Below are 24,861 nucleotides of genomic sequence, written 5' to 3'. Positions count from 1 at the left end.
AGTAGATGATAGGTTTATGAGGTTGTGCTAAAATCGCCGCGTTTAATTTTAGCTAACGGTATAAAAGGCTTTTTTCATGGCAAACACAGCACATGCACTTCACATTTTGGTTAAGCACAAAGAAATTGCAGAAGATATTATTAAGCAATTAGGTAAAGGTGCAAAGTTTCAAACCTTAGCTAAAAAGTATTCGTCATGCCCATCGGGTAAAAAAGGCGGTGACTTAGGTGAATTTAGACGCGGACAAATGGTTCCACAGTTTGACAAAATTGCATTTAAAGGCGCAATTTTAGAGCCACATTTAGTTAAAACCAAATTTGGCTGGCATGTAATTAAAGTGCTTTATCGTACTTAATAAGCTCGCTGACAAATACTAAAAAGGCTGCACACTGCAGCCTTTAAGATATAATCTTACCCGATTATTAATTATCCAAATTAAACTCAATTGTCATTTCTAAGTTTTTATCAGGTACAGCAACACCATTAACAACTTTAGGTGAGTATTGCCATTTAGATAGGGCACGTTTGGCTTCGCTATTAAACACTTGTTCAGGTTTAGCGTTAATAACTTTAATATTATTTGGGCGCCCATAACTATCTACATCATAAGACATGGTAACAAAACCTTCTGTTTTGTTACGTACCTCTGCAACAGGGTATTTAGGGGGAACTGTTGATTTTACTGTTGCGGTAGGACTGTCTTGAAGTGGAGTTGTAGTACAGCCAGTAATGATTAGAGCGGCAATTATAGACAGTAAGTATTTCATTATAATTCCTTTTATTATTTAGTTAGTACCCTTTTTTACACTAAAAGACCAGTCATGTAAAATAATCCGCTTAGTTATCAAGCCCATTATTTAACCTGAATTAAGGTTATTTAATAAACATCCAGATACCCGCCGCAATCATAAACAGGTTTTCGGTTAGAGAGACAAACCCCAGCGGTACATTACTATCTCCGCCAACACAGGCACATTTAAGCTCTCGTTTGTCTATGTAAACAGCCTTAATCACCGACACGGCGCCAACACCCCCAATAAATAAAGAAATTGGTGCAACAATATAAGCTGAAAGCCCTGCAATCATGCCAATACTTACAAATGCTTCTAAAAATGGATACACATAAGCATATCTCACTACTTTCATCGCAAATAAATCATAGGTTATAAAAGAATTACTAAAGCTGTATAAGTCGCGTAATTTTTGAATAGCCAGTACGCCCATTGTTAACGCGACAAACAGCATAACTGTATGCATAGAAAAAAGTGCAAAGCCAGTCGAGTAGCTAAATGCAAAGGCAAGCAATAAGGTAACAGCAAAAATGGCCGTTACGGGAGTATAAGTAGTACCTTGTTGGCCAGGCTCCGATTTATTAAAGTAAGTGCGCAGGTCGTCATACCCGCCAATGCGTTCGTTATCGATAAATGTTTGTGGTGTGGTATCAACATTGTGCTTTTGTTGAAATGCATCGGTTTCTTCGCGCGAAGTCAGCGGCTTATCATCTACCTTATAGCCCTTTCGCTTAAGTAAATCTTTTGATTTGAGTCCAAACGGACATATATGTTCATCGGTTGCCATTCTATATAATGTTGCTGACTTAGCCATGTGTACTCCTTACTTTAAATAGTTAATTTATTTGTGCAGACAGTACAAATGTAGGTTTCAACATTGTTGGTCGCTTTGAAAAAAGGGTCTAAATAAATGTAATTTTTACCTATCATTCGCACAAAATTATCTCACAGAGCATGTAATAATTTTCTTTGCTAATAATGCACTTATAATGCCAGTGTAAAAATCTATTCGTGTAATGTTAATTGTGGCAAAGGAACAAATAGTAGATATGTTCCTATATTAGAAATTAACCATAAGCAATATCAACTACCTATTATTATGAAAAATACAGTCACGTTAATAAAATCTAAAGGTGTAGGGATAGGAGCTATCGCTATATTAGCAGGGCTCGTTTTAGCGTTAGGGGAGATAATACTGCCAATTAGCTGCTTAGCCAGTTTGTATATAGTTTATAAATATTTTCGATTGGCTAGGGTTATTAAAATAAACTTAATAACAGAGCAGGTAACAATAAATAATAAATCCCTCATAGGCTTTTTAGAAATATCGATTAAGACTTTCGAAAATACGCATCGCTGCGCGTTAATAATTAAAAATACTGAGGAGGAAATACTCAAGTCAGGGGCGCTCTATTACTGCGCTAGTAAGGATTGCTTAATCAACTACAGCGGCGAATATGTGCATATTACAGTTGAGAACCAATAGGGCTAAAATGTGCAGTCTTATTTAGTTTTAAACTTGTCTTGTCCTGAAATGTGCAGTCTTATTTAGTTTTAAACTTGTCTTGTCCTGAAATGTGTAAACAGATTTCAGGACAAGACACTTTGAAAGAGATTGGTGACTATTTTCAATTGCACTATTCTCGTGTAAGTAAAATAGTGTCAAAAAGAAAGACCTGACCACCCTATTTACACAAGCCTTGGGCAACACTTTGCAAGCATTTGATAGTTATTCTGGTAACATTGAATTTCGTAAAGTGCAACAGAAGTTTCAAACTGGCAGTAGTTTAAAACCAACGTTTGACGTGACAAATTACACCATTGGAAGTATCAAGTTATGAGCCATTTAAAGTACCACAATGACCATTATAAATTAGTGAATTTGCAAAATGCTTTTCAAATTCATTTAGAACGCTATGAGGACAAATGGTTTCGTTACTTGGAGAAGGAACCATCATTTTACAAGGCACCTCAAGCACGGTTAAGTTCAGATGCAATGAGTTGTATACGTGTTAGCTTTACTGCACAAAAAGCACAAAAAGCAGAAAAAGGGCTTGAGGGCGTGCCTATTATGCGCTTTGGCCTAGATTTATTGCATGCGCATTATAATTTAGTGTCAAACCCCGGGCAGCGCCATATTTTTACTTTAAAAGATCACGTATTTCGCTTAGAAGGTCGTGCTGAACATCGCTTAATCATGGTTGATGATTGGTTACTGCAATTAAGTTTAGCCCTGTGTTTAAGAGATGCTGATGCGACTGAGCTAATCTGTCGATGCGAAGAAAGTTGGCTTGAGTACCCTGACGCCCTTGACTTCGCACTCCTAAATTTTGTGCGAAATATATTTGTACAAGACGCAGACCAAACAGTGTTATTACGCGAGGTAATGGAAAAATCAGGCCCTGAGCATGTTGATGAATTTAGAGCGCCTTATGTGAACATGCTTTTCTTGCCTTATTTGGATGTGTGGGTAGCGCTTTTATCAAACGATGAAGCTCATTATAAACGGGCAATCTACAAGGCTATTGAATTACATTATACATTCTACAATGACCCACCTGAGGGCGCAGTTACGTGGACAGGCGATGTAGCTCTGCTAATAAGCGCAGTGGCTAGCCTTGCCTATGATAAACATGGTTGGCAAGTGCCCGACACCCCTTACCTGCCAAAGTGGCTAATTTATAAAGAGTTTGAAAATGCTTAAATTAGCATTGTTTGGCTACGAGGCTGCATATTGCAGCCTTTAATTTTGCTAGCTAACTAAGCGTCTTGCTTAGCCTCTTCTTCACTAATTTGTTTTAGTGCCTGAATAAACGAGTCGCTTGGTTGTCCGCCACTGATTGCATATTTATCGTTGATAATAAATGTAGGGACTGAGGTAATACCGAGTTGCTTAAAGCGGTCTTGCTCTTGTCGTACTGTTTGAACGTATTTATCTGAGTGTAAAATACTGCGGGCCTGTTCTTTATCAAGGCCAACACTTTCTACTACATCAAGCAGTGCCTCTTCTTGATTTAAGTATTTTAAATCGGTGAAGTGTGCTTCAAACATGGCAAGCTTTAATTCGGTTTGCTTATCTTCTTCACGCGCCCAAGTAAGTAGGCGGTGTAAATCAAAGCTGTTGATCATGATGCGCTCACCATCAAAATTAAAGGTAAACCCGGCACGCTGACCTGCTTCGAACATGTTTTTACGATTTTCATCGCCTTGCTCTTCGCTTAGGTTGTACTTTTGCATTAGGTGCTCGTTTAAATTTTGACCTTCAAGCGGCATGTCAGGATTTAGCTCAAAAGGATGCCACGTAATATCTGCACTCATCTCGTCTTTAAGTTGCTCTAGTGCAGTTTCTAGGTTTTTATAACCCACTATACACCAAGGGCACATTACGTCTGAAACGATATCAATTTTAAAGTTTTTCATATTTATCCTTTTGAGGATTGCTTTGGTATAACAGGGGATATTGGGATGAACTGCACTTTATCAATACCAAACTAAAAAGAGCAGCTAAGCAGCTGCTCTTGAAAGTATTCAGTTTTAAGCGTTAAGGCCAAATGGGTCGTCAATACTATAACTTGGTTGTGTAAACCAATGTGGGCCGTTGTCGGTCATGTAAAAATGATCTTCTAAACGCACGCCAAATTCATCGGGTATAACTAACATTGGCTCGTTACTAAAGCACATGCCTGGGGCAAGTGGGGTTTTATCACCGCCAACTAAATATGGCGATTCGTGAATATCTAGCCCAATTCCGTGACCAGTTCGATGCGGGCAACCCGGTGTTTGGTACTGCGGGCCTAACCCTTGCGCTGCTAAATAGTTACGTGCGCCCGCGTCAACGTCTTCGCACGTAGCACCAATTTTAGCTGCATTAAACGCGGCCATTTGCGCTGCTTTTTCATGATCCCAAAACATACGTTGGCGCATTGTTGGTTCGCCAAATACATAGGTACGGGTTATATCTGATAGGTAATCGTGTACTTTACAGCCAGTATCAATTAGTACCATATCGCCTTTTTTAAGTATTTGGGCATCTTTAACACCGTGCGGGAAAGACGTTGCAACACCAAATAAAACAATACAAAAATAGTTACCTGGCGCACCTACTTTTTGGTGTGCTTGCTTAATAAAAGCTTCTACTTCGGTGGTGGTTATTCCCTCATAAAGCATGCTTGCTGTGGCTTGATGCACGGCTAAGGTCATATCCATCGCGCGCTGCATTAAGCTAAGCTCGTGAATTGATTTATGCATACGGCAATGCGCCGTTACAGGTTGTGCATTTATGAGGGTTAAACCCGTTTGTGCTTTATTAATGCCGTCGAATATAAAAAATTGTGCGCTTTCATCAATGCCAATGGTTGCGTTTTCATTAATGTTTAACTTTTTTAATACTTCGACAAAAAGTGCATAAGGATTTTCGTGCTCTTGCCACCCATGAATAGGCCCATCTATTACTTTAAACCCGTTTAGTGAACCAATTTCGAAATAAGGCGCAATGTATTGTACTTCACCAAGGGCGGGTAATATCGCGCCAACCATACGTTCGCTCGCGTACCATTTCATGCCTGTAAAGTAGGTAAGGTTGGTGCCAGCGTTTAAATAAATTGCATCTATGTTGTTTGCTAGCATATACGCTTGAGCCTTGGCTATGCGCTCTAAATGTTCGTCAGCTGCGATAGGGGTCAGCGTTTGCGTCATGTTACTTAGGCTTGCCAGCGCTTGCTCGCTTGATTGTGTACCAATACCGATGGTGGTCATATTTTTCTCCTTGGATTTTTAGCTAGTGTGATTAATACCAAGGTAAAATTCAATGTTATGCGATAAGAGGCTATTAGTTTATAGCCTCTTAAAATGGCATATTATTTTTTAGCGTAAGGTAAACGAGTTAGTTTATTACTTGTGTGGTAGCTATCAAGCCCGGTTACTGCCACCGTTTCAATAGCCTGTAAATCTAAAAAGCCATCACTTTGAAGTGCTACTTCATCTAAATACACATCAGTGATTTCACCTATTACAAGCTCTGTGCCATTGATGGCTAAATGTTGGTTTTCTACAAATTTAACCGAGTACTTTAAGCGGCTTTCTTTAACAAAAGGCGCTGCAAAGTCGTTTAAGTATTCGGGCGTTAAACCTGTCGCTGCAAATTCTGACTCGCCTTTGTCGTAGCGGGCTGATGTTTGATGAGCTTGCTTATAAATAGCTTTATTAACCTGGTTAATGGTGTAACTACCGGTTTCGATTATGTTTTCGAACGTATGGCGAGGCACGCTATTTGGGCGCATTATCATGCCAACTAGCGGCGGGTGAGCACCTAAATGAATAACAGAGCTAACAATGGCGAGATTAGTATTGCCTTGTTTGTCTTGCGTGCCAATTAAGTTGGCGCTTTTAAAACCCGAAAGCGAATTAATTAAATGAGTACGAGTGTGTTTTTCAAGTGCGTTTATGCGCTCTTTAGTAAAATGCATTAAAGGTCCTTACCACGGTATGGTTTCGCCTTGCCAATCTAAGTAGGCAGGCTCACCATTGAGTTCTAAATGAAGGTTATTAAAAGTAAGTGTAAATAGCTGCTTAGCTACAAATTCAGCTGTAAAGAGTTTTCCAGCGGGTACGTTTTTTTGAAATGGCTTTGAAAGCGCAGTATCAGTAGTCCCTGGGTGAAATAAAACGAGCTTGGTATTTTTAGCTCGGCGTGAAAGCTCAATCGCTGCGGTTTTAAATAGCATGTTAAGAGCAGCCTTAGAGGCGCGATACGTATACCAACCGCCTAATTTATTGTCGTTAATGCTGCCCACACGCGCACTGAGTGCTGTAATAGTACAGTGCGTTTTATGTGTTAAGAGCGGCAAAATACTCTGCAAGCAAAGTAGGGGAGTTAGGGTGTTTGAATTGAGAAGTTGGCTAAAATACTCAGCGTCTAAATCCTCCAGCTTTTTTTCGGGCATATGGGTTTCGTTGTGCAGTGTACCATTGAATATAATAACTTGTTGTATATCGGCACTTTGCTCTTTTAGGTAATTAGTAACGCGCGCTAAACTTTGTTTTGTGTAGTCAGTATGCAGGTGGACAACACTTGAGTCAGATTCAATACTTTTTGAACTAATACAAACTATCTGATGAGTAGGCGTGTTTATTTGTAGATGTTCTATATATGCATTTGCTATGGCACTGCTTGCGCCGAATAAAACAATGGTTTTCATTTATCACCTTTTGCTTTTAGTCCACATTCGCCGTTACTGCACTGAGTATTTGGCATTAAAAAGCGACTGATGGGGTGCCTATACTTAGCAAATAACAGGTATCCGCAGTCAGCGAAAAAGCGGATTATTGGCAAGCGAAAAATTTTCAACCAGCTATGTTTACCCACTATTTTCCATGCTTCGTACGTTACATCAAGCCCGTAAATCATTTCACCTGATTGCTTTTGGGCTTGCAGGTAGTTCATTGCTTTGTCTTTATCAATATACGGGTAGCGTTCACTAAAGTCGCTCGCGTTAAGATCTTCAAGCGTAATTAGATTTTTAGAGTCTGCGTGTTTTAGTTGCTGCATTTCGGTGCTGCAAAGAGGGCAGTTTCCATCGTAAAAAATGATCATGTAATCGCTTTGTGATTATTTTATATATACTTTTTTACGACAAGACATTGCAAATGGATCTATTAAATTTCTCTTCATGATGATATTAATAGTGTCCTACGAAACAAAGGAGAATGAGAAATGAGTGAACAATATGCCGCCTTGCGAGGTAATGTAAATTTACTTGGGCAATTACTAGGACAAACTATTAAGGATGCTCAAGGCCAAGCTATTTTAGATAAAGTAGAAGAAATTCGGGCTTTATCTAAATCATCTCGCAGTGGTAATGAAGACGACAGACAAGCGCTAATAGATGTTTTACATGCGCTTAGTGATGAAGAGCTTTTGCCGGTTGCCCGTTCATTTAATCATTTTTTAAACCTTGCTAATGTAGCAGAACAATTTCATACCGTTTCGCGTTTTAATGACGTTGGCCTTGGTCAACAAAACCCTCTCACTCAAACATTAAAAACGTTAGTTACAAAAGCAGAACAAGGCCAGCTAGATAGTAATCATTTGGCCGAAACACTCTCAAAACTCCACATAAACTTAGTATTAACCGCCCACCCAACCGAGGTGACGCGCCGTACTATTATTAACAAACATGTTGAACTAAGTGATTGCTTAGCGTCATTAGAGCGAAAAGATAACTTACCGCTAGAGCGAGATGCTATTTTAAATCGTATTGAACAGCTTATTAGCCAGGCTTGGCATACCGACGACATTCGTCGCTCTCGCCCAACGCCAGTTGATGAAGCTAAATGGGGTTATGCGGTAATCGAAAACAGTCTTTGGCACGCTGTTCCGCGCTTTTTACGTGAATTTTCAGCCAATGTTAAAGAGCAATTAAGTTTAGAGCTACCAAAAGATTACAGCCCGATTGAGTTCACATCTTGGATGGGTGGAGACCGTGATGGAAATCCATTTGTAACATCGCAGGTTACAGCAGAAGTGCTTGACCACGGTCGTTGGATGGCGCTTAACTTATATATTCAAGATTTAAAAACGTTATGCGCTGAATTATCTATGTCAGACGCCAGTGATGAGCTTATTGAGTTGGCAGGTCAAGACTTTGAACCATACAGAGCGGTGATCAAAAAGCTTAAAAACCAAGTTGCAGAGACCGTGGCTCACTTGGGCGCTAAAATTAAAAATAAGCGTAGCGATTCACAAGATTTAATTACCGATATTAATCAGCTTAAGCACCCTATAGAGGTTTGCTACCGCTCGTTATTAAAGTGTAATATGAAAGTAGTTGCTGATGGCTTATTGCTTGATTTACTGTACCGTATTAATAGCTTTGGCTTGCGTTTAGCTAAACTCGATGTGCGCCAAGACTCGTCTCGTCACAGCGATGTTTTTTCTGAGCTGACTCGTTATTTAGGTTTAGGCGACTACAACCAATGGCAAGAGCAAGATAAACAAGCTTTTTTACTTACTGAACTTAACTCTCGCAGACCGCTTATTCCAAAACATTGGCAACCAAGCCCTGATGTTCAAGAAGTGCTAGACACCTTTGACGTTATTGCTAAGCAAGACGAACAAACATTTGGCTTGTATATTATTTCGATGGCGCGAACAGCATCAGACATTTTAGCAGTACAATTATTGCTAAAAGAAAGCGGCTGTAGCTTTGATTTACCAGTAGCACCGTTATTTGAAACACTCGACGATTTAAACGCAGGCAGTGATGTAATTACTACATTACTTGATAATGTTTGGTATCGCGGGCACATTAAAAACACCCAAAATGTAATGATTGGTTACTCTGATTCTGCTAAAGATGCCGGCATGATGGCAGCAGGTTGGGCGCAGTACGAAGCTATGGATAAACTAGTGCAGCTTGCTGATGAGCGTGGTATTGAACTTATTTTATTCCACGGACGTGGTGGCACAGTAGGGCGTGGTGGCGCACCTGCTGCACAAGCGCTGCATTCACAACCGCCAGGTTCGTTAAAAGGTGGTTTGCGTGTAACCGAGCAAGGCGAGATGATCCGCTTTAAATTTGGTTTACCCGATGTAGCACTGCAAAGCTTAAATATTTACGCAGGCGCAGTACTACAAAGTAACTTATTACCGCCGCCGGAACCAAAACCGCAGTGGCGCGAAGTAATGAAGCTAATAAGTGAGGAGTCATGTGAACATTACCGTAATGTAGTTCGCCACGATGAAAACTTTGTACCTTACTTTAGAATGGCAACGCCTGAGCTTGAGCTGTCTAAGTTGCCGCTTGGATCGCGTCCTGCAAAACGTAATCCTAATGGTGGCGTTGAAAGCCTGCGTGCTATTCCATGGATTTTTGCGTGGAGCCAAAACCGCTTAATGCTTCCTGCATGGTTAGGTGCGTTAACTGGCTTAAAAGCTGCGCTTAATAAGTACGGCGCAGAAACACTCAACGAAATGAGCCTACAGTGGCCATTCTTTAGATCGCGCCTAGAAATGCTAGAAATGGTATTTAGTAAAGCCGATTGCTGGTTGAGTGAGCATTACGATAATGCGCTGGTGGAAGATATGTACAAACCATTGGGTGTAACACTTCGTAAAGAGCTTCAAGAAGCGATTAGCTTGGTGCAATCACTTAGCCCACAAAAAAGCCTACTCGCCGAACAACCTTGGATTAAGGAGTCGATTAGTTTACGTAATCCGTACACCGATCCACTTAATCTATTACAGGTTGAGCTTTTACGCCGTGCTCGCTCAGAGGAAAAACGAAACGAAGGTGACATTGATAATGCGTTAATGATCACGATGACAGGTATAGCTGCAGGTATGCGTAATACCGGCTAACACTTTATTTTGTTAGGTATACCTATTGGTATTAAAAGGGAGCACGCGATGTGCTCCCTTTTTTTGCGTTAAATAGGCTGGTATTTAACATCCTAACCTTTTAAACTACTTAGCCATTGAATAATTAAAAAATATTATGGCTTCAGCAACTTTTACTGTACAGCAAGATACAGCACTTACAAATTCGCACTTCACATTAAGCGTAGCGCAAACAGCGTCATTACGTAGTCAATTAAAATCACAACGTGGCATATTAAATTCTAATAATATTAAAGCGTTATGCGCGCAACTCAATGTGTCTGATGATGTATTACTACAAGGTTTAGTACCTTTAGCTTCTGAGTATGCTGTTGCGCCAGTGTCAGATTTTCATGTAGGCGCAATTGTTAAAGCGCTTGATGAAAAGGGTGAGGTAAACTTTTACTTTGGTGCGAATGTAGAGTTTGATCATCAAGCATTGAGTTTAGTGGTTCATGCAGAGCAATCGGCTATAAATAACGCATGGTTAAACGGCGCTAAAAAAATAGTTAAAATTGCCATTAGCGATGCGCCTTGTGGGTATTGTCGCCAGTTTATGAACGAACTAGCTGATGCGAAAGAGTTTGATATTTTACTTCCTGATCAGCAATTTAAACTTGCTGAATTACTGCCGCATTCATTTGGACCTACCGATTTAGGTAACGAATTTAGCTTATTTAACCCAAAACCACAGCAAGGTAATTTTAGCGCTGAAGACCTTGATGAAACCCTTGCGCGTTTTGCACTTAATGCGTATGTGCCTTACAGCCACAACTTTAGCGCCGTAAAAATAAGTACATTTAGTGATGGTGATTTTTACGGAAGTTACGCCGAAAATGCAGCTTACAGTCCAAGTTTATCGCCACTACAAAGTGCACTAAGTCAGTTCTTTTTAGCTGGGCTTAGCTTTAACGAAAGTACGGTGAAGGGAATAACATTGCTCGAAACAGCAGGTCGTGAAAACCAGTCGCAAGTGGCAAAAGCTGTGCTTGCCAGTTTTACGCATTTACCAGCACTTAAAGTAATTAACACACCACTTAAATAGTGGCTTGCATACTATAAAGCACAGCCGGAGCTGTGCTTTATTAAAGCGAGTCATTCTATCGAATTAAATAACTCACTCACTGTAACTGCTATAACCTGTATTAATCAAGTAATACTTTAGCTGCTTCTAATACTACTGCTACAGATTTACGCTCAATTTCACCGTGGTCTACATTTGGTATTTCTTGGCGAGTACGGTTAACAAGTACGCCAGCTACACATGCTGCTTGTAATCCAAGGGCTGCACACATAGTAAATAATGTTGCCGATTCCATTTCGTAGTTCATCACGCCCAATTTTTGCCACTCTTCGCAGCTACCTTGTAGTGATTTAGGAACGTAACCAGAGTGCGTATCGTAACGCTCTTGCCCTGGGTAGAATGTATCGCTTGATGCAGTAATACCAATATGAAAATCGATATTTAGGTTTTTACATGCTTGTACCATAGCTTGTGTTGCATAAAAGTCAGATACAGCAGGGTAGCTAAGTGGTGCAAAGTGTTGGCTAGCTCCGTCTAAACGTACAGACGCTTGGCTAATTAAAATTTCGCCTTCGTTAATGTGTGGCTGAATTGCACCGGTTGTACCAATACGTAAAAATTTACGCACGCCAAGTTGTGCTAATTCTTCTACTGCAATCGACGTAGATGGACCACCAATACCTGTAGAACATATAACCACAGAGTGGCCGTTTAATTGACCTAAATAAACATGAAACTCGCGAGTTTGAGCAAGGCAGGTTGGGTTGTCTAGGAATTGTGAAATACGTGCTGCACGATCTGGATCGCCCGGTACAATCGCAAGTTTTGCACCTTTAAGATCGTCAATACATAGTCCTAAGTGAAATACCTTTTCCATAGCTAAGCCTTTTATAATAATTTGTTGTCAATCTAGCATGATTGCTAGAAACGTTTATCAAGTACAGGACGATTGTCCGTTTTATCTTAACTCTTCCAATAAAGCCTTAATAATTTTAAGGGCTAATTTGATTTATTCACCAACTATGAATATTCACTCAAGCACTTATATACGTAGCCTTGTTGCGCTGTTGACATGTTCAAGCAGACATAATAAGTATTACTCAAGCGCGTAACTACGATTAAATGAATGATTACAAATTTTCATTAATATCAAATAAATTCAATAGCTTAGCTTTGTGGTGAACACGTAAAAACTAACGTGTTTACTTATATTAAGCACTGACTTATTTAGCAAAGTGGCATTTATTTGAAGTTTAGGCATTTTTAGTGATTTTGCATAACTAATCAAAAGTAATCAAAACTAATTAGCTACGTACAGAATAAAAACCGAAGGAGTTTATTATGAGCACACAATTTGAAGCATTTAAAAACAAAGTTGAGCACTGTTTGTGCGCACCGGGCGATGGCGTATACACAGTAAATACTGCAAAAGAGCGCAAAGCCGCACTGCGTAATAAACTTTACGGACAAACTGAAAACGTTGATAACTTGTGGCGCGAGTCTTTAAACGAATTACCAAACTCACCACATAAAGCCGTTATGTTAGGTATTAGCTCCGACTGTGGCGGTGGGATATTACGCGGCGCAAACTGGGGGCCACTGTTTGTGCGCTCAGCATTAATTGATCAGCAACCGCAGTGTCATTCGTTTGATTTGGGTGATGTACGTGTGATCCCACATCTACTTCATGACAAATACCTAAATGATGCGACCATTTCTAATTGCCAAAAAGCCTTATATGGTGATGAAGATAACGATTATTACGTAAGCCCGTTATCAATCACTGAAGATGTGTGCGACAGTTTTTACGCAACGTTTAAAGATAAAGGATTATTTGGTATTGGTGGCGATCACTCAATTAGTTACCCACTTACTAAAGCGTACTTAAAAGCAAAACGTGAGCAAGGTAAGCGCACGGCTATTATTCACTTTGACGCGCATACCGATTTACTTGTGGAGCGCTTAGGTATTGATTTATGTTTTGGCTCGTGGTGTACACATATATTAGAGTTTTTACCGGCGCCGCATCATTTAATACAATTTGGTATACGCTCAAGTGGCAAGCCTAAAGCGCATTGGGAAAATACTTTTGGTGTTAAACAGCACTGGGCACATGAAATCATTGAACGCGGCGCAGCAGCGGTTGCTGCCGACGCTATTGCACAGTTAAAAGCCGATAACGTTGATGAAATATACGTAAGCTTTGATATTGATGCGCTTGATGCTGAATTTGCATCTGCCACAGGTACACCAGAGCATCACGGTTTAACGCCTCAGCATGCGCTTGATATTTTATCAGCCATTGCGGATGAGTTTCCTATTACGGGTGCAGATATGATGGAGATAGCGCCATTTACCGACAGCTCTTTAGTTGGCCAATCAAGCTCAGAAACGACACTTAGAGAAGGCGCTAAAATTTCAGCCTTTTTAATTAGTGCAATGAACAAGTAAGCTGTAGAAGCTATAAATACTAGCACTATCAGCGTATAAGTGTGCATCACATGACTAAAAACTAGCAGTTCATAAAGCCTCAGCTATATTTATTAAATACATATAATGAGTTAGTTGAGGCCTCGCTAGATGAAATTGTTGATCTTTTTATTGTTCATTAGCTGTATTAAAGTTGATGCAGCTGAAATTACAATAGTAACGGAAGTATTTCCGGACTTTCAGTATATTAATGAAGATAACAAACTCGTTGGCCGCTCTGTCGAAAAAGTTCATAAAGCGCTAGAAGGTACAGGTATAAACTACACTATGTTGGCGCATAGTTGGGCCATATCCTACAATGCAGCGCTACGCGATAAAAACACCTGTATATTTTCGATTGTTCGATTACCTAATAGAGAAAGTAAGTTTAACTGGGTAGGCGAACTGGAAAGCTTTGACTCTGCCATTTATGGTCTAAAATCCAGAGGTATAAAGTTAAACACACTCAATGATGCTAAAAAATACAAAATAGCAGTACTGCGTGATAACTTTAGTCATCATTATTTGCTTGAAAGGGGCTTTAGTGAAAGCAAGCATTTATTACTCATCGATAGCCTAGATAAAATAGATAAACTCATAAGCACTCGTCACCATATACTTGATTTTGTTATCCTCAACAAAAAGCAATTTAACTATCGAGTTAAAACAGAGCCTAAGCTTGAGTTACTAGAACCATTACTTGATTTAAATACAACTCAGTCTCCGTTATTTTTTGCCTGTAATATAAATATGGATCCGGCTTTAGTTTCTCAATTAAAAGTCGCCTTTAATAAAATTTAAGTACTTTAAACTCACTGTTTTACCTCTTAAATAATTGAAAATTAATAGTTTAAATATATTTCGTAAATATAAATTGCTGCGTTTAAAAAACCGATTATAATCCAGCTGCTTTTTGTTTAAAAAAGCGCTAACTTATTGGAGCGTTAAATGGGTGATTTAATCGGGATTAGCTTATTGATCTTGATCAGTGCGTTGTTTGCTATGTCAGAAATAGCAATTGCAGCGTCGCGTAAAATAAAACTGCGGGTAATGGCAGATGAAGGAAATATAAAAGCAGCAGCGGTATTAAAGCTACAAGAAAATCCAGGGGCTTTTTTTGCCATGATCCAAATTGCACTCAACGCGATTGCGATTTTGGGTGGTATTGTGGGCGAGCAGGCTTTATCGCCTTATGTTGAAAGTGTTTTAGTGCTTTTTTATCAAGGTGCACACTTAGAAAAAATTAGCTTTTTATTCTCATTTTTTACTATTACATCTCTGTTTATCTTGTTCGCCGATTTAATGCCAAAACGTTTAGCGATGATCATGCCAGAAGCTGTCGCTGTTAGAGTCGTTACAATAATGCGCTGGGTAACCTTTGCCTTAACTCCGCTAGTGATGTTTTTTAATGGGGTAACTAACTTTGTGCTGCGCTTATTTAAAGTGCCCGCTGAGCGAGAAGATAACGTTACAACTGAGGACATTGTTGCCATGATGGAAGCGGGTGCTGCATATGGTAGTTTGCAAAAGCAAGAGTATGAACTCATTGGTAATGTGTTTGACCTAGAAGCGCGGTTTTTATCAAGCGTAATGACGCCACGCGACCAAATTGTCTATTTTGATTTAAACGAATCTAGCCATGATATTGCGACCAAAATTATTGACCACCCTCATAATCACTTTTTAGTAGTGTCAGGAAATTTAGATAAATTGCATGGCTCTGTTGAATCTAAAGATATTTTACGACAAGTACTAAAAGGCGAAGCCGCCAATATAAACGATGAGCTGATTGATAAAGATGTTTTTTACTTACCGGAAACATTAAGCCTATCAGAAGCCTTAAATGCGTTTAAAAGCGCAGCAAAGCCATTTGCTGTTGTCGTAAACGAATACGCGCTTTCGGTAGGTATTGTAACGGTAAAAGACTTAATGAAAGGGTTTATGGGGGATTTAATTACTCATCAAGGTGATGAATTAATTATAGAGCGCGATAAAAATTCATGGCTTGTAGATGGGTTAACTCCAATTACCGATTTAGCAAAGGTACTTGATATAGAAGAATTTCCAGATCAGATGCACTATGAAACTGTCGCTGGATTTTTAATTTACAGTATGAAGCGAATCCCTAAACGTGCAGAGCATTTAACTTTTTCAGGCTTTAAGTTTGAAGTTGTTGATGTAGAGGGAATTAGGGTAGAGCAGTTGTTAGTTTCAAGAGTTATTAATCCACAGAACGACAACCCCCTTTAAAAAAGTAAGATAGTCGTTTATATAAATAGCCAAGCTGTTTTTGCTTGGCTTTTTTGTGCCTATTTAAAAGTTCTGTGCTTAAAATGAGTGGTTATTTCAATCTGTTTAATTGCTTTATTTTCAAACAGCTTTAATTCTATTTTCATCAAATTAACATTAAATGCAACTTAAGACGTATATTGTACTGGGGAGTGTAAGTATGTGTAAATTTCTTCTAATTAAGATTCATTATCAGCGCGTTTTAATTTAGAATGATCGTTCACTCTAAACTAAAAGGTATTTAACATGCAGCGTTCCCGCATCGCTTTATTTGTATTTTCAGCCCTCGTCGGTTCTGTTGCTTTAACTGGTTGTGATCAAGCAACTGAGCAGTCACAAGCTTCAGCTCCTCAAGCTGTGCCAGTGGGTGTACTGACATTAAAAAGCCAAGCGCTTACTCTCAAAAAAGAACTTCCTGGGCGTATCAGTGCATTTCAAATTGCTGAAATTCGCCCACAAGTAAGTGGTATTGTGCAATCTCGTTTATTTGTCGAAGGTAAAGAGGTTAAGCAAGGCCAAGCACTGTATCAAATAGACCCAGCTACATTTGAAGCAGACCTTGCAGCAAGTGAAGCGAGCGTTGCACGCGCAGAGGCAAGCATCGCCAGCTCTAAATCAAAAGCATCACGTTACGGCGAACTCTTAAAAATCAAAGCAGTGAGTCAACAAGATTTTGACGAAGCGGATGCTGCGTACAAACAAGCGAATGCTGAATTATTAACGGCTAAAGCGCAGTTAAAATCAGCACAAATTAACCTTGATTACAGCCATGTGTCTTCCCCTATTAGTGGCCAAATTAGTAAATCAAGCGTAACAGTGGGTGCACTAGTAAGTGCAAATCAAAGTACAGCACTTGCTACAGTGACTCAGTTAGATCCAATTTATATTGATTTAACACAATCGAGCAATGAGTTGACGCAACTTAAAAAAGCGATTGCATCTGGCCGTTTAGGTATTGATGCAAACAGCCAAACAGATGTTGAATTAATAATGGAAGATGGCTCGGCGTATTCTCACAAAGGAACGTTGCAGTTCTCAGAAGTGACTGTTGACCCAAGTACCGGCTCTGTAACTTTGCGCGCTAAGTTCCCTAACCCTGAAAAGCTATTATTACCAGGCATGTATGCACGTGCATCTATTGTTGAAGGCGTTAAAGCGGATGCGATTTTAGTACCGCAACGTGGCGTTAGCCGTAATTCAAAAGGCGAACCAACAGCAATGGTTGTCAGTAAAGACAATACAGTAGAAAGCCGCGTATTAAAAGTAGATAGAACTATTGGTTCTGATTGGCTTGTTACTGATGGCCTAAGTGATGGCGATAAGTTAATAGTTGAAGGTTTACAAAAAATCCGCCCTGGTGCACCTGTGAACCCATCTGAAATTCAATCGTCTGCTAAAGCCGATCAAGCTCAATAACGGAGAGTTTTAATGTCACGATTTTTTATCGATAGACCGATATTTGCTTGGGTACTCGCTATTGTAGTGATGCTAGCAGGTATTTTGGCTATACAAAGCTTGCCAATTGCACAGTATCCGTCAATTGCACCGCCAGCAATTAGTATCACGGCAACGTACCCTGGTGCATCTGCACGTACGCTTGAAGATACGGTTACGCAAGTTATAGAGCAAAAAATGAAAGGGCTTGATGGCTTACTTTATATGTCATCAACGTCTGAGTCGAGCGGTTCAGCAACGCTTACTCTTTCGTTTAGCGCCGAAACAGACCCTGATATTGCACAAGTTCAAGTGCAAAATAAATTAGCGACAGCAACACCACTTTTACCTGAAGAAGTACAAAGGCAAGGTGTCGTTGTTGCAAAATCTGCGCGTAACTTTTTGATGGTATTAGGTTTTGTGTCTAAAGATGGCAGTATGACCAACATCGATATTGGTGATTATGTATCATCAAACGTGCAAGATATTGTTTCACGTGTTGAAGGCATAGGTGAAGTGCAATTATTTGGCTCACAATACGCTATGCGAATTTGGTTAGACCCTTCAAAACTGCAAAATTACAAACTAACGCCAGCGGATATTAGCGCCTCAATTAGCGCGCAAAATGCACAAGTATCTGCGGGGCAATTAGGAGGGATGCCATCAGTTGCTGGGCAGCAACTTAATGCAACGGTGACAGCGCAAAGTCGTTTACAAACGGTCGAGCAGTTTGAGAATATTTTAGTAAAAACAAATCCTGATGGCTCTTTTGTCCGCCTTGAGGATGTTGCACGTGTAGAGTTGGGTGGCGAAAGCTACCGTGTTGTAGCACGCTACGATGGACAACCTGCTTCGGGTTTAGGTATTAAATTGGCCAGTGGCGCGAATGCACTTGATGCAGCGGCAGGCGTTAAAGCCGCAATTGAAGAGTTAAAACCTTATTTTCCTGAAGGGTTAGATGTAGTTGTACCCTATGACACCACACCATTTGTATCTTTATCAATTGAAAAAGTAGTTCATACGCTTATTGAAGCGGTTATTTTAGTGTTTGTCGTCATGTATTTGTTTTTACAAAACTTCCGAGCAACGCTTATTCCGACCATTGCCGTGCCTGTGGTATTGCTTGGTACGTTTGGTATTTTGTACGCATTTGGTTATTCAATTAATACGTTAACCATGTTCGCGATGGTACTTGCCATAGGCTTACTTGTGGATGATGCGATTGTTGTAGTCGAAAACGTTGAGCGCTTAATGACCGAAGAGAAGCTATCGGCACTTGAAGCTACGCGTAAATCTATGGATGAAATTAAAGGCGCGTTGGTCGGTATTGCCATGGTACTTTCTGCGGTATTTATACCAATGGCATTCTTTAGTGGCTCTACCGGTATAATTTATCGTCAGTTTTCTATAACACTCGTATCGGCGATGGGGTTATCTGTTTTAGTGGCTCTTATTTTAACGCCAGCATTATGTGCAACGCTTTTAAAACCAAGCCATGTACATAACAATAACACGCTATTTGGCCGATTTTTTACAGGCTTTAACCGTGGTTTTGATAAAACAAACTCAGGTGCACAAAGTTTTGTGGGCCGTATGCTTACGCACTCTAAGCGCTATCTGCTTATTTATGGCGTGATTGTGGGCGGCATGGTTTATGTATTCTCAAGCTTACCAACGGCATTTTTGCCTGACGAAGACCAAGGTATTTTGTTTAACCAAGTGTCATTACCGGCAGGCTCCACAACACAACAAACACTTGAGGTTGTTAAAAAAGTAGAGAACCATTTCTTAAATGATCAATCCGAAGCAGTAAACGGTATTTTTACCGTGACTGGTTTTAGTTTTGCAGGTTCTGGCCAAAACTCAGCGATTGCGTTTGTTAACTTTAAGCATTGGGATGAGCGTCAGCGAGATGATTTATCTGTTAAAGCGGTTGCAGGTAAAGCAATGGGCTACTTTTCAACAATAAAAGAAGCCTTTGTTTTTGCCTTTCCGCCACCTGCAATTGTTGAGCTGGGTACGGCCAATGGCTTTACTCTCTTTTTACAAGACCGTGTTGGCCTTGGACATGATGATTTATTAGCGGCAAGAAACCAATTATTAGGTATGGCGAGCCAAAGCCCAATTTTAGCGGGCGTACGTCCAAATGGACAAGAAGACATGCCAGAACTTCAACTTGATGTAGATTTAGCTAAAGCTGAAGCACTTGGTGTTTCACAAGGCGATATAAACAGCACGCTTGCCACTGCTTGGGGGAGTAGTTATGTAAATGACTTTATAGACCGTGGTCGCGTGAAGAAAGTATACCTACAAGGTGATGCGCAATCGCGTATGGTGCCTGAGGATCTAAACAAGTGGTATGTGCGCAATGATAATGGCGACATGGTGCCGTTTTCAGCTTTTGCTAGCTCGTTTTGGACATACGGTTCACCACGCTTAGAGCGTTACAATGGTTTTTCAGCAATGGAAATTCAAGGTAGTGCAGCGCCTGGTTACAGCACGGGACAAGCAATGGATGAAATGGAGCGATTAGTTAAACAGCTGCCTAATGGTATTTCGTCTGAGTGGACCGGTATTTCATTCCAAGAGCGCTCAAGTAGTGGTCAAGCACCCTTATTATATGGCTTATCGCTCTTGTTTGTATTTTTATGTTTAGCCGCGCTTTATGAAAGTTGGTCGGTACCATTTGCGGTAATGATGATTGTACCACTGGGTATATTTGGTGCGATTATGGCAGCGCTTGGCGGTGGCTTATCTAACGATATTTACTTGCAGGTAGGTTTGTTGACCACCATTGGTTTGGCATCTAAAAATGCGATACTGATTGTAGAGTTTGCGATTCATAAAATGGAAGAAGGGCTTGGCTTAGTTGATGCGGCTATTGCAGCTGTTCGCCTACGTTTGCGTCCAATACTTATGACTTCGATGGCCTTTATTTGTGGTGTTTTACCGCTTGCTATTGCCTCAAGCGCGGGTTCTGGTGCGCAAAATGCGTTAGGTATTTCGATTATTGGCGGCACACTTGCATCATCAATATTAGTTGTTGTTTTTGTACCGTTATTCTTTGTGTTAGTGCGCCGTGTATTTCCTGGCAAAGCTAAAGAGACTACGAAGGAGAGCGCAGAATGAGCATTAAAACATTCAGCCTAAGTGCAATTGCTTTATTGGTGCTAAGTGGTTGCCAATTAGCGCCTGAGCAAAAAGACCTTGCTCTACCAGTATCTGATGCTTATGCATCAGATACTGGGCAAAGCGCTGCGCAGCAATTAAATTGGCAGCAGTTTTTTAATGACGAAAAACTACAAACGTTAATTAGTCAAAGCCTTGAGCATAACAAAGACATGCAAATTGCAGTGCTTAATGTGCAGCGTGTGCGTGGTTTATATCAAATTGAAGACTCTGCTTTGTATCCATCCCTTGATTTAAATGCATCTGGTACGCGCCAGCGTTTACCGGCTGACTTATCAGGTACTGGCGATGCAGCTATTAGCTCGCAATACAGTGCAACAGTGGGTATTACCTCTTACGAGTTAGATATTTGGGGCAAAGTACGCAATCAATCAGCGCAAGCACTGCAAAACTTATACTCTACAGAGCTTAGCCAATACAGCACGCAGGTGTCTTTAATTTCAGAGTTGGCAAATGCGTGGCTAAATTATGCAACTGATTTGCAACTGCTAGAGCTTGCAAAAGAAACGCTTACCTCTCAGCAAGAGTCATTATCGCTTACGCAAAAAAGCTTTGATTTAGGTGCGACGTCTTCAATTACTCTTGAGCAGCTTAAAAGCACAGTTGCTACGGCAAAAGTAGACATAGCAACGTACAAACGTTTGTTAAAGCGTGATAAAAGTGCCTTAGATTTATTAGTAGGTAAATCTGTTTCAGCTGATTTACTGCCTAATAAAGACCTGACTAACTTGATCAGTATGCCAGAAGTACCCGTTGGTTTACCGTCTGATCTGCTATCACAGCGCCCTGATATTAAAGCCGCTGAGCATTTAATGCTTGCTGCTAATGCCAATATTGGTATTGCTCGAGCGGCGTTTTATCCAAGCATAAGCTTAACAGCCAACGCGGGGTCTGCTTCAAGTGACTTAAGTGGCTTGTTTGATTCAGGCTCTGGGACATGGAGCTTTGTGCCGACAATTAGCTTACCTATTTTTAATATGGGACGTAACCAAGCAAATCTTGATGTAGCAAAAGCAGATCAAGAAATTGCAGTGGCAACGTATCAGCAAAAAATTCAAAATGCGTTTCGCGAAGTTGCCGATGCACTTGCTGATAGAGAAGGTTACCAAGAGCAATTAAGTGCCCTTGATATGCTTATAAGTAGTCGACAAATCACGTTTGATTTATCAAAAATGCGTTACGAAAAAGGCGCAGATAGCTACTTGCAAGTACTTGATGCTCAGCGTACGTGGTACGGCGCGCAGCAGCAGTTAATTGCGGGTCAGCAAGCGTATCTTGCGAGTCAAATTAACTTGTACAAAGCGCTTGGTGGCGGATGGAATGTAGCCAGTGAAACAACTCAGGAAGAGAAATAATATTTGCGGCTTTTAAAGCCGCATTACATATTTATATGGCGAGACTATTTATAGCTCTTGCTTTACTGAGTTTATGACTTGGTAGTGGAGTTGAACATGAAGCCTAAAGCAAAAAGGCAAACAGATCCCGCGATAGCACTTGCTAGGCGTGAGCAAATTTTAACAGCTGCTGCAGAGTGTTTTCGCCGTAAAGGTTACCACGGTGCAGGTATGGCAGAAATATCTAAAACGGCAGGGATGAGTGCAGGGCATATTTATAATTACTTTGAAAGCAAAGAAGCTATTATAGAAAGCATTATTGAAAAAGACATGGAAGAAATGTTCTCTATCTTTCAAAAGTTTGAAGATCACCCTGGTGATGTTTTGGCGGCTCTTTTAGATGGCTTAAATATTGGCGTGCAAAGACACATGGATACAGGCTCGTGTGTTATTGATTTAGATATGATGGCAGAAGCGGGTCGTAATATTAAAGTTGCTACTCTTTTGCGTGAAACCGATATTCAAGCAAGAGGGCGCATGAGGCAGCTTTTAACAAGCGAGCGAAGTGCGCTCAAAGACATTGATGAGCGTGAACTTGAAAGCCGAATTAATGTTATTTTTTCGATGATGGCAGGGTTATTACTTAGAAAGTTACTTTACCCTGAGCTAACCGAAGAAACGGTACTCATAGCGCTTCGCCCTGCGATGAAAACATTACTGATGCCATTTGATAAAGCGCAGTAACGCTCAAAGTAAATAACTAAAAAGTAAGCTAGCCAATATTTTGGCTAGCTTTTTTATTTATACTATTTAAAAACGCTCGATTGACCACTGAAGTGCAACAATTGCGATAGCAACGGAGCCCATTGGCATTAACCATTTTTTATACCAAGTGTAGTGTCGTACATAAATGAGTATTGGTAAGGCTATCAGTAATATACTAAGTTGACCGATTTCGACGCCTAAATTAAACGCCAATATACTGAGCAGTTGATAGTCGCTCGACAGGCCAAGTTCGCCAAGTACGCTCGCAAATCCCATCCCATGTAGTAAACCAAAAGCAAAAGTAAGCCAACCTAAACGAAGTACCAACGGCCACACATTATTTAATGCTGCAAATAAAACCGATATAGCAATTCCAAGCTCTACCCAGCGACTATTTGGTGATACAAGGTTCATAGCGGTGGCGGTAAGCGTAATAGAGTGCGCAAGCGTAAACGCGGTTACTATCCATGCTGTGTGTTTAATAATGTGCTTTTTAGAGCTAATACCTTGCCATGCTTTATTGCTGCGTTTTAAAACACAGGTAAGTAACAAAGCGATTAAAAATAAAATATGATCAATACCAATCCAAATATGTAAAACACCTTGGTAAACGTATTGATTAAAGGTACTTAAATAACTTGTTTGTTCAAAGCTGAACGTTTGTTGTGCCTCATTGATATTAAATACACGAGATACACCGTTAATATTTACGATGGATTTATGGTTAGCATCAGTTTTAAAAAAAGCGGAGTAGGAAAGGGTGATTGCTTCATTGTCATCACAGCTAAACTGCAGCGGAATCACTAAATAAGGTTGGTTAAAATGGTTATCTAGCTGATAGATACCTTCACTTTTTAAAGGGCATATTTGCGCGCTTTGCGTGATATTTAAATTTTCTTTAATGAAGTTATTAATTGAGCTACGTTTTGCTTTTATTTCTGTCCACGAAATTTGGCCGTTTTTATCTAAATCCAGAGGCACTGCGTGCTCTAAGTCGGCAATATTTATTTGCCAGGTACCCGTGTATAGATTTTTGCTGGTGTCGTTATTGTTCTCGCTATTTAAGGTTATATAACTTGTACTTAGTTGATGGGCAAAGCTGTAAGTTGAAAAAATGCACAGCATTAAAGTGAGTATAAATAGATAAGGCGTTTTCATAGTGTATCTCGTTGCATCGCTTTTGCTTGAATCAGTAATTGCTCATCGGTGCTCATTTTAGCCTGCTGCCAATTAATATGAGCCCAGTAAAGTGCTTTTTCGCGATTTGGTTGTACATCAAGGTAATATTTAGCTAAGTCACTTGCATGAAAAGAATCTTTACGAAGCTCTCGTAGCGTAACTCTTTGCGCCATTGTATTTTGCCATTTTTTATCGCGTTTATTTAGTTTTTTTTCTGCGATTGAAAGTCTTAGCAAAATAGCATCTTCTAAATTACCTTTATCAGGAAGCAGTACGCTTAATGTATTTAATACTTGTTGTGGTTGGTTTAGCGCAATTTGAATATCGGCCCATAAAACAATTAGGCTCACAGGGGCTTGAACTAAATCTACACTTTGTAAGTGAGACAATGCTTGTTTGTAGTTATTTAAACGATAGCTCATTTCACTTAAAACATGGTTTGTAGCTAGGCTAGTTTGATTATTATTTATAATTTTTACTAATGCTTGGTAGCTGTCTAAAACGCTTTCATGTTGGCTTTGTACGTCTAGCACACAGGTGCTAGCAGTAATAGTGCTTACGTGCCCAATTAAGGCGACACAGTGTTTTTTTGCTTGTGCAAACTTACCTTGAGTCATAAATATATTGGCTAGCAATAAATGGCTATTACTATGCTGTGGCTCTTTAATCAAAACGTTGTTAGCAACGTTAATTGCTTCGTCAAAAAGGTGCTCTTTTTGTAAAACGCGAGCATATAAGTAACCAATTTGAGATGAGGGTGTTTGTTTATATAGCTGGGCTAAACGGGTTTTAAGTAGCCCCTGTAAACGCTCTGTTTGGCCTACATATTGGCTGTTAGTGACTAATGTATTTATTTCCTCAACAGACAGAGAAGCACTAAGCGTTGAATTACTGTTAGCAATAACTGCGTCATCTTTTGGAGTATAAGGAGCCGCACTCACCGCGAAAGAGGTTAAGCAAATAGCAATAATAGTGAGGGGTTTAAGTACTGATAAATGCATTATAAATATC

Annotated in this window: 22 protein-coding genes; 11 read left to right on the top strand and 11 right to left on the bottom strand. The window is 40.0% G+C overall.

Going from position 1 to position 24,861, the window contains the following annotated elements; all coding sequences use genetic code 11:
• The first annotated feature begins 76 nt into the window (after nt 1–76).
• Nucleotides 77–355 carry a peptidylprolyl isomerase gene (locus GQR47_RS00415; protein WP_002959014.1) on the top strand — a complete coding sequence of 93 codons (279 nt, stop codon included), beginning with the start codon at nt 77–79 and terminating at the stop codon, nt 353–355.
• Between the two features lie 67 nt (nt 356–422).
• On the opposite strand, the gene GQR47_RS00410 is transcribed toward GQR47_RS00415, so the two are convergent.
• The 3 genes from GQR47_RS00410 to GQR47_RS20580 form a co-directional block, all read right to left on the bottom strand.
• Nucleotides 423–767 carry a TonB family protein gene (locus GQR47_RS00410; RefSeq protein WP_029771693.1) on the bottom strand — a complete coding sequence of 115 codons (345 nt, stop codon included), beginning with the start codon at nt 765–767 and terminating at the stop codon, nt 423–425.
• A gap of 106 nt (nt 768–873) precedes the next feature.
• Nucleotides 874–1,605, bottom strand: coding sequence for a MauE/DoxX family redox-associated membrane protein (locus GQR47_RS00405; RefSeq protein ID WP_154902917.1), 732 nt, complete (start codon nt 1,603–1,605; stop codon nt 874–876).
• 1,021 nt (nt 1,606–2,626) lie between these two features.
• Entirely contained in the window at nt 2,627–2,749 is a 123-nt protein-coding gene (locus tag GQR47_RS20580) for a hypothetical protein (protein ID WP_259397865.1), read from the bottom strand.
• A gap of 38 nt (nt 2,750–2,787) precedes the next feature.
• Here GQR47_RS20580 and GQR47_RS00395 point away from each other — a divergent pair, with 38 nt between their 5' ends.
• The gene (locus GQR47_RS00395; protein ID WP_165723363.1) at nt 2,788–3,495 is read left to right on the top strand and encodes an immunity 49 family protein; all 708 of its coding nucleotides are present in this window, start codon (nt 2,788–2,790) and stop codon (nt 3,493–3,495) included.
• A gap of 56 nt (nt 3,496–3,551) precedes the next feature.
• On the opposite strand, the gene GQR47_RS00390 is transcribed toward GQR47_RS00395, so the two are convergent.
• The 5 genes from GQR47_RS00390 to GQR47_RS00370 all read right to left on the bottom strand — a co-directional run bounded on the left by GQR47_RS00390 (nt 3,552) and on the right by GQR47_RS00370 (nt 7,383).
• Nucleotides 3,552–4,211: a DsbA family oxidoreductase gene (locus GQR47_RS00390; RefSeq protein WP_154902915.1), complete on the bottom strand. Its 660-nt coding sequence runs from the start codon at nt 4,209–4,211 to the stop codon at nt 3,552–3,554.
• A gap of 114 nt (nt 4,212–4,325) precedes the next feature.
• Nucleotides 4,326–5,546, bottom strand: a complete 1,221-nt coding sequence (locus tag GQR47_RS00385) for a Xaa-Pro peptidase family protein (protein WP_154902914.1) — start codon at nt 5,544–5,546, stop codon at nt 4,326–4,328.
• Nucleotides 5,547–5,647: 101 nt separating this feature from the next.
• Nucleotides 5,648–6,256, bottom strand: coding sequence for a flavin reductase (locus GQR47_RS00380; protein WP_007375568.1), 609 nt, complete (start codon nt 6,254–6,256; stop codon nt 5,648–5,650).
• Nucleotides 6,257–6,265: 9 nt separating this feature from the next.
• Nucleotides 6,266–6,988: an SDR family NAD(P)-dependent oxidoreductase gene (locus tag GQR47_RS00375; protein ID WP_154902913.1), complete on the bottom strand. Its 723-nt coding sequence runs from the start codon at nt 6,986–6,988 to the stop codon at nt 6,266–6,268.
• The gene (locus GQR47_RS00370; protein ID WP_154902912.1) at nt 6,985–7,383 is read right to left on the bottom strand and encodes a DUF393 domain-containing protein; all 399 of its coding nucleotides are present in this window, start codon (nt 7,381–7,383) and stop codon (nt 6,985–6,987) included. Before GQR47_RS00370 ends, GQR47_RS00375 begins: the two co-directional genes overlap by 4 nt.
• A 120-nt stretch (nt 7,384–7,503) precedes the next feature.
• On the opposite strand from GQR47_RS00370, the gene ppc reads away from it, so the two are divergent.
• Together ppc and cdd are read left to right on the top strand one after the other, a co-directional pair.
• Nucleotides 7,504–10,149 carry a phosphoenolpyruvate carboxylase gene (gene ppc, locus GQR47_RS00365; RefSeq protein WP_154902911.1) on the top strand — a complete coding sequence of 882 codons (2,646 nt, stop codon included), beginning with the start codon at nt 7,504–7,506 and terminating at the stop codon, nt 10,147–10,149.
• Between the two features lie 136 nt (nt 10,150–10,285).
• Entirely contained in the window at nt 10,286–11,212 is a 927-nt protein-coding gene (gene cdd, locus GQR47_RS00360) for a cytidine deaminase (protein ID WP_154902910.1), read from the top strand.
• Nucleotides 11,213–11,312: 100 nt separating this feature from the next.
• On the opposite strand, the gene udp is transcribed toward cdd, so the two are convergent.
• Nucleotides 11,313–12,068 (bottom strand): uridine phosphorylase, encoded by a 756-nt coding sequence (udp, locus tag GQR47_RS00355; RefSeq protein WP_007375563.1) that lies wholly within the window; start codon nt 12,066–12,068, stop codon nt 11,313–11,315.
• A gap of 464 nt (nt 12,069–12,532) precedes the next feature.
• On the opposite strand from udp, the gene GQR47_RS00350 reads away from it, so the two are divergent.
• The 7 genes from GQR47_RS00350 (at nt 12,533) to GQR47_RS00320 (ending at nt 22,650) form a co-directional block, all read left to right on the top strand.
• Nucleotides 12,533–13,642: an arginase family protein gene (locus GQR47_RS00350; RefSeq protein WP_024605708.1), complete on the top strand. Its 1,110-nt coding sequence runs from the start codon at nt 12,533–12,535 to the stop codon at nt 13,640–13,642.
• A 129-nt stretch (nt 13,643–13,771) separates the two neighbouring features.
• Complete coding sequence (locus GQR47_RS00345; protein ID WP_002959026.1) at nt 13,772–14,461, top strand: transporter substrate-binding domain-containing protein; 690 nt, start codon at nt 13,772–13,774, stop codon at nt 14,459–14,461.
• A 147-nt stretch (nt 14,462–14,608) separates the two neighbouring features.
• The gene (locus tag GQR47_RS00340; RefSeq protein ID WP_002959027.1) at nt 14,609–15,910 is read left to right on the top strand and encodes a hemolysin family protein; all 1,302 of its coding nucleotides are present in this window, start codon (nt 14,609–14,611) and stop codon (nt 15,908–15,910) included.
• 285 nt (nt 15,911–16,195) lie between these two features.
• Nucleotides 16,196–17,365 carry an efflux RND transporter periplasmic adaptor subunit gene (locus GQR47_RS00335; RefSeq protein WP_154902909.1) on the top strand — a complete coding sequence of 390 codons (1,170 nt, stop codon included), beginning with the start codon at nt 16,196–16,198 and terminating at the stop codon, nt 17,363–17,365.
• A gap of 12 nt (nt 17,366–17,377) precedes the next feature.
• Nucleotides 17,378–20,512, top strand: a complete 3,135-nt coding sequence (locus GQR47_RS00330; protein ID WP_154902908.1) for an efflux RND transporter permease subunit — start codon at nt 17,378–17,380, stop codon at nt 20,510–20,512.
• The gene (locus tag GQR47_RS00325; RefSeq protein ID WP_154902907.1) at nt 20,509–21,927 is read left to right on the top strand and encodes an efflux transporter outer membrane subunit; all 1,419 of its coding nucleotides are present in this window, start codon (nt 20,509–20,511) and stop codon (nt 21,925–21,927) included. The genes GQR47_RS00330 and GQR47_RS00325 overlap by 4 nt, the downstream gene beginning before the upstream one ends.
• A gap of 96 nt (nt 21,928–22,023) precedes the next feature.
• A complete protein-coding gene (locus tag GQR47_RS00320) occupies nt 22,024–22,650 on the top strand; it encodes a TetR/AcrR family transcriptional regulator (protein ID WP_002959031.1) in 627 nt (208 codons plus the stop codon).
• A 66-nt stretch (nt 22,651–22,716) separates the two neighbouring features.
• Here GQR47_RS00320 and GQR47_RS00315 read toward each other — a convergent pair whose 3' ends face one another.
• Together GQR47_RS00315 and GQR47_RS00310 are read right to left on the bottom strand one after the other, a co-directional pair.
• Entirely contained in the window at nt 22,717–23,829 is a 1,113-nt protein-coding gene (locus GQR47_RS00315; protein ID WP_154902906.1) for a HupE/UreJ family protein, read from the bottom strand.
• Nucleotides 23,826–24,851, bottom strand: a complete 1,026-nt coding sequence (locus GQR47_RS00310) for a hypothetical protein (RefSeq protein ID WP_154902905.1) — start codon at nt 24,849–24,851, stop codon at nt 23,826–23,828. The genes GQR47_RS00315 and GQR47_RS00310 overlap by 4 nt, the downstream gene beginning before the upstream one ends.
• Nucleotides 24,852–24,861 lie beyond the last annotated feature (10 nt).

Source organism: Pseudoalteromonas sp. Z1A2 (genome assembly GCF_011378755.1).
Taxonomy (GTDB): Bacteria; Pseudomonadota; Gammaproteobacteria; order Enterobacterales; family Alteromonadaceae; genus Pseudoalteromonas; species Pseudoalteromonas distincta.
The sequence above is the reverse complement of the archived record's forward strand: the minus strand, read 5'-3'. Positions and strand labels throughout refer to the sequence as shown.

What these genes read in the sequence shown, in the direction of transcription:
- GQR47_RS00390 (WP_154902915.1), bottom strand. Translation starts at nt 4,211, where the DNA reads ATGAAAAACTTTAAAATTGATATCGTTTCAGACGTAATGTGCCCTTGG.
- udp (WP_007375563.1), bottom strand. Translation starts at nt 12,068, where the DNA reads ATGGAAAAGGTATTTCACTTAGGACTATGTATTGACGATCTTAAAGGT.
- GQR47_RS00340 (WP_002959027.1), top strand. Translation starts at nt 14,609, where the DNA reads ATGGGTGATTTAATCGGGATTAGCTTATTGATCTTGATCAGTGCGTTG.
- ppc (WP_154902911.1), top strand. Translation starts at nt 7,504, where the DNA reads ATGAGTGAACAATATGCCGCCTTGCGAGGTAATGTAAATTTACTTGGG.
- GQR47_RS00335 (WP_154902909.1), top strand. Translation starts at nt 16,196, where the DNA reads ATGCAGCGTTCCCGCATCGCTTTATTTGTATTTTCAGCCCTCGTCGGT.
- GQR47_RS20580 (WP_259397865.1), bottom strand. Translation starts at nt 2,749, where the DNA reads ATGATGGTTCCTTCTCCAAGTAACGAAACCATTTGTCCTCATAGCGTT.
- GQR47_RS00345 (WP_002959026.1), top strand. Translation starts at nt 13,772, where the DNA reads ATGAAATTGTTGATCTTTTTATTGTTCATTAGCTGTATTAAAGTTGAT.
- cdd (WP_154902910.1), top strand. Translation starts at nt 10,286, where the DNA reads ATGGCTTCAGCAACTTTTACTGTACAGCAAGATACAGCACTTACAAAT.
- GQR47_RS00315 (WP_154902906.1), bottom strand. Translation starts at nt 23,829, where the DNA reads ATGAAAACGCCTTATCTATTTATACTCACTTTAATGCTGTGCATTTTT.
- GQR47_RS00405 (WP_154902917.1), bottom strand. Translation starts at nt 1,605, where the DNA reads ATGGCTAAGTCAGCAACATTATATAGAATGGCAACCGATGAACATATA.
- GQR47_RS00385 (WP_154902914.1), bottom strand. Translation starts at nt 5,546, where the DNA reads ATGACCACCATCGGTATTGGTACACAATCAAGCGAGCAAGCGCTGGCA.
- GQR47_RS00350 (WP_024605708.1), top strand. Translation starts at nt 12,533, where the DNA reads ATGAGCACACAATTTGAAGCATTTAAAAACAAAGTTGAGCACTGTTTG.
- GQR47_RS00410 (WP_029771693.1), bottom strand. Translation starts at nt 767, where the DNA reads ATGAAATACTTACTGTCTATAATTGCCGCTCTAATCATTACTGGCTGT.
- GQR47_RS00370 (WP_154902912.1), bottom strand. Translation starts at nt 7,383, where the DNA reads ATGATCATTTTTTACGATGGAAACTGCCCTCTTTGCAGCACCGAAATG.
- GQR47_RS00415 (WP_002959014.1), top strand. Translation starts at nt 77, where the DNA reads ATGGCAAACACAGCACATGCACTTCACATTTTGGTTAAGCACAAAGAA.
- GQR47_RS00310 (WP_154902905.1), bottom strand. Translation starts at nt 24,851, where the DNA reads ATGCATTTATCAGTACTTAAACCCCTCACTATTATTGCTATTTGCTTA.
- GQR47_RS00330 (WP_154902908.1), top strand. Translation starts at nt 17,378, where the DNA reads ATGTCACGATTTTTTATCGATAGACCGATATTTGCTTGGGTACTCGCT.
- GQR47_RS00380 (WP_007375568.1), bottom strand. Translation starts at nt 6,256, where the DNA reads ATGCATTTTACTAAAGAGCGCATAAACGCACTTGAAAAACACACTCGT.
- GQR47_RS00320 (WP_002959031.1), top strand. Translation starts at nt 22,024, where the DNA reads ATGAAGCCTAAAGCAAAAAGGCAAACAGATCCCGCGATAGCACTTGCT.
- GQR47_RS00395 (WP_165723363.1), top strand. Translation starts at nt 2,788, where the DNA reads ATGAGTTGTATACGTGTTAGCTTTACTGCACAAAAAGCACAAAAAGCA.
- GQR47_RS00325 (WP_154902907.1), top strand. Translation starts at nt 20,509, where the DNA reads ATGAGCATTAAAACATTCAGCCTAAGTGCAATTGCTTTATTGGTGCTA.
- GQR47_RS00375 (WP_154902913.1), bottom strand. Translation starts at nt 6,988, where the DNA reads ATGAAAACCATTGTTTTATTCGGCGCAAGCAGTGCCATAGCAAATGCA.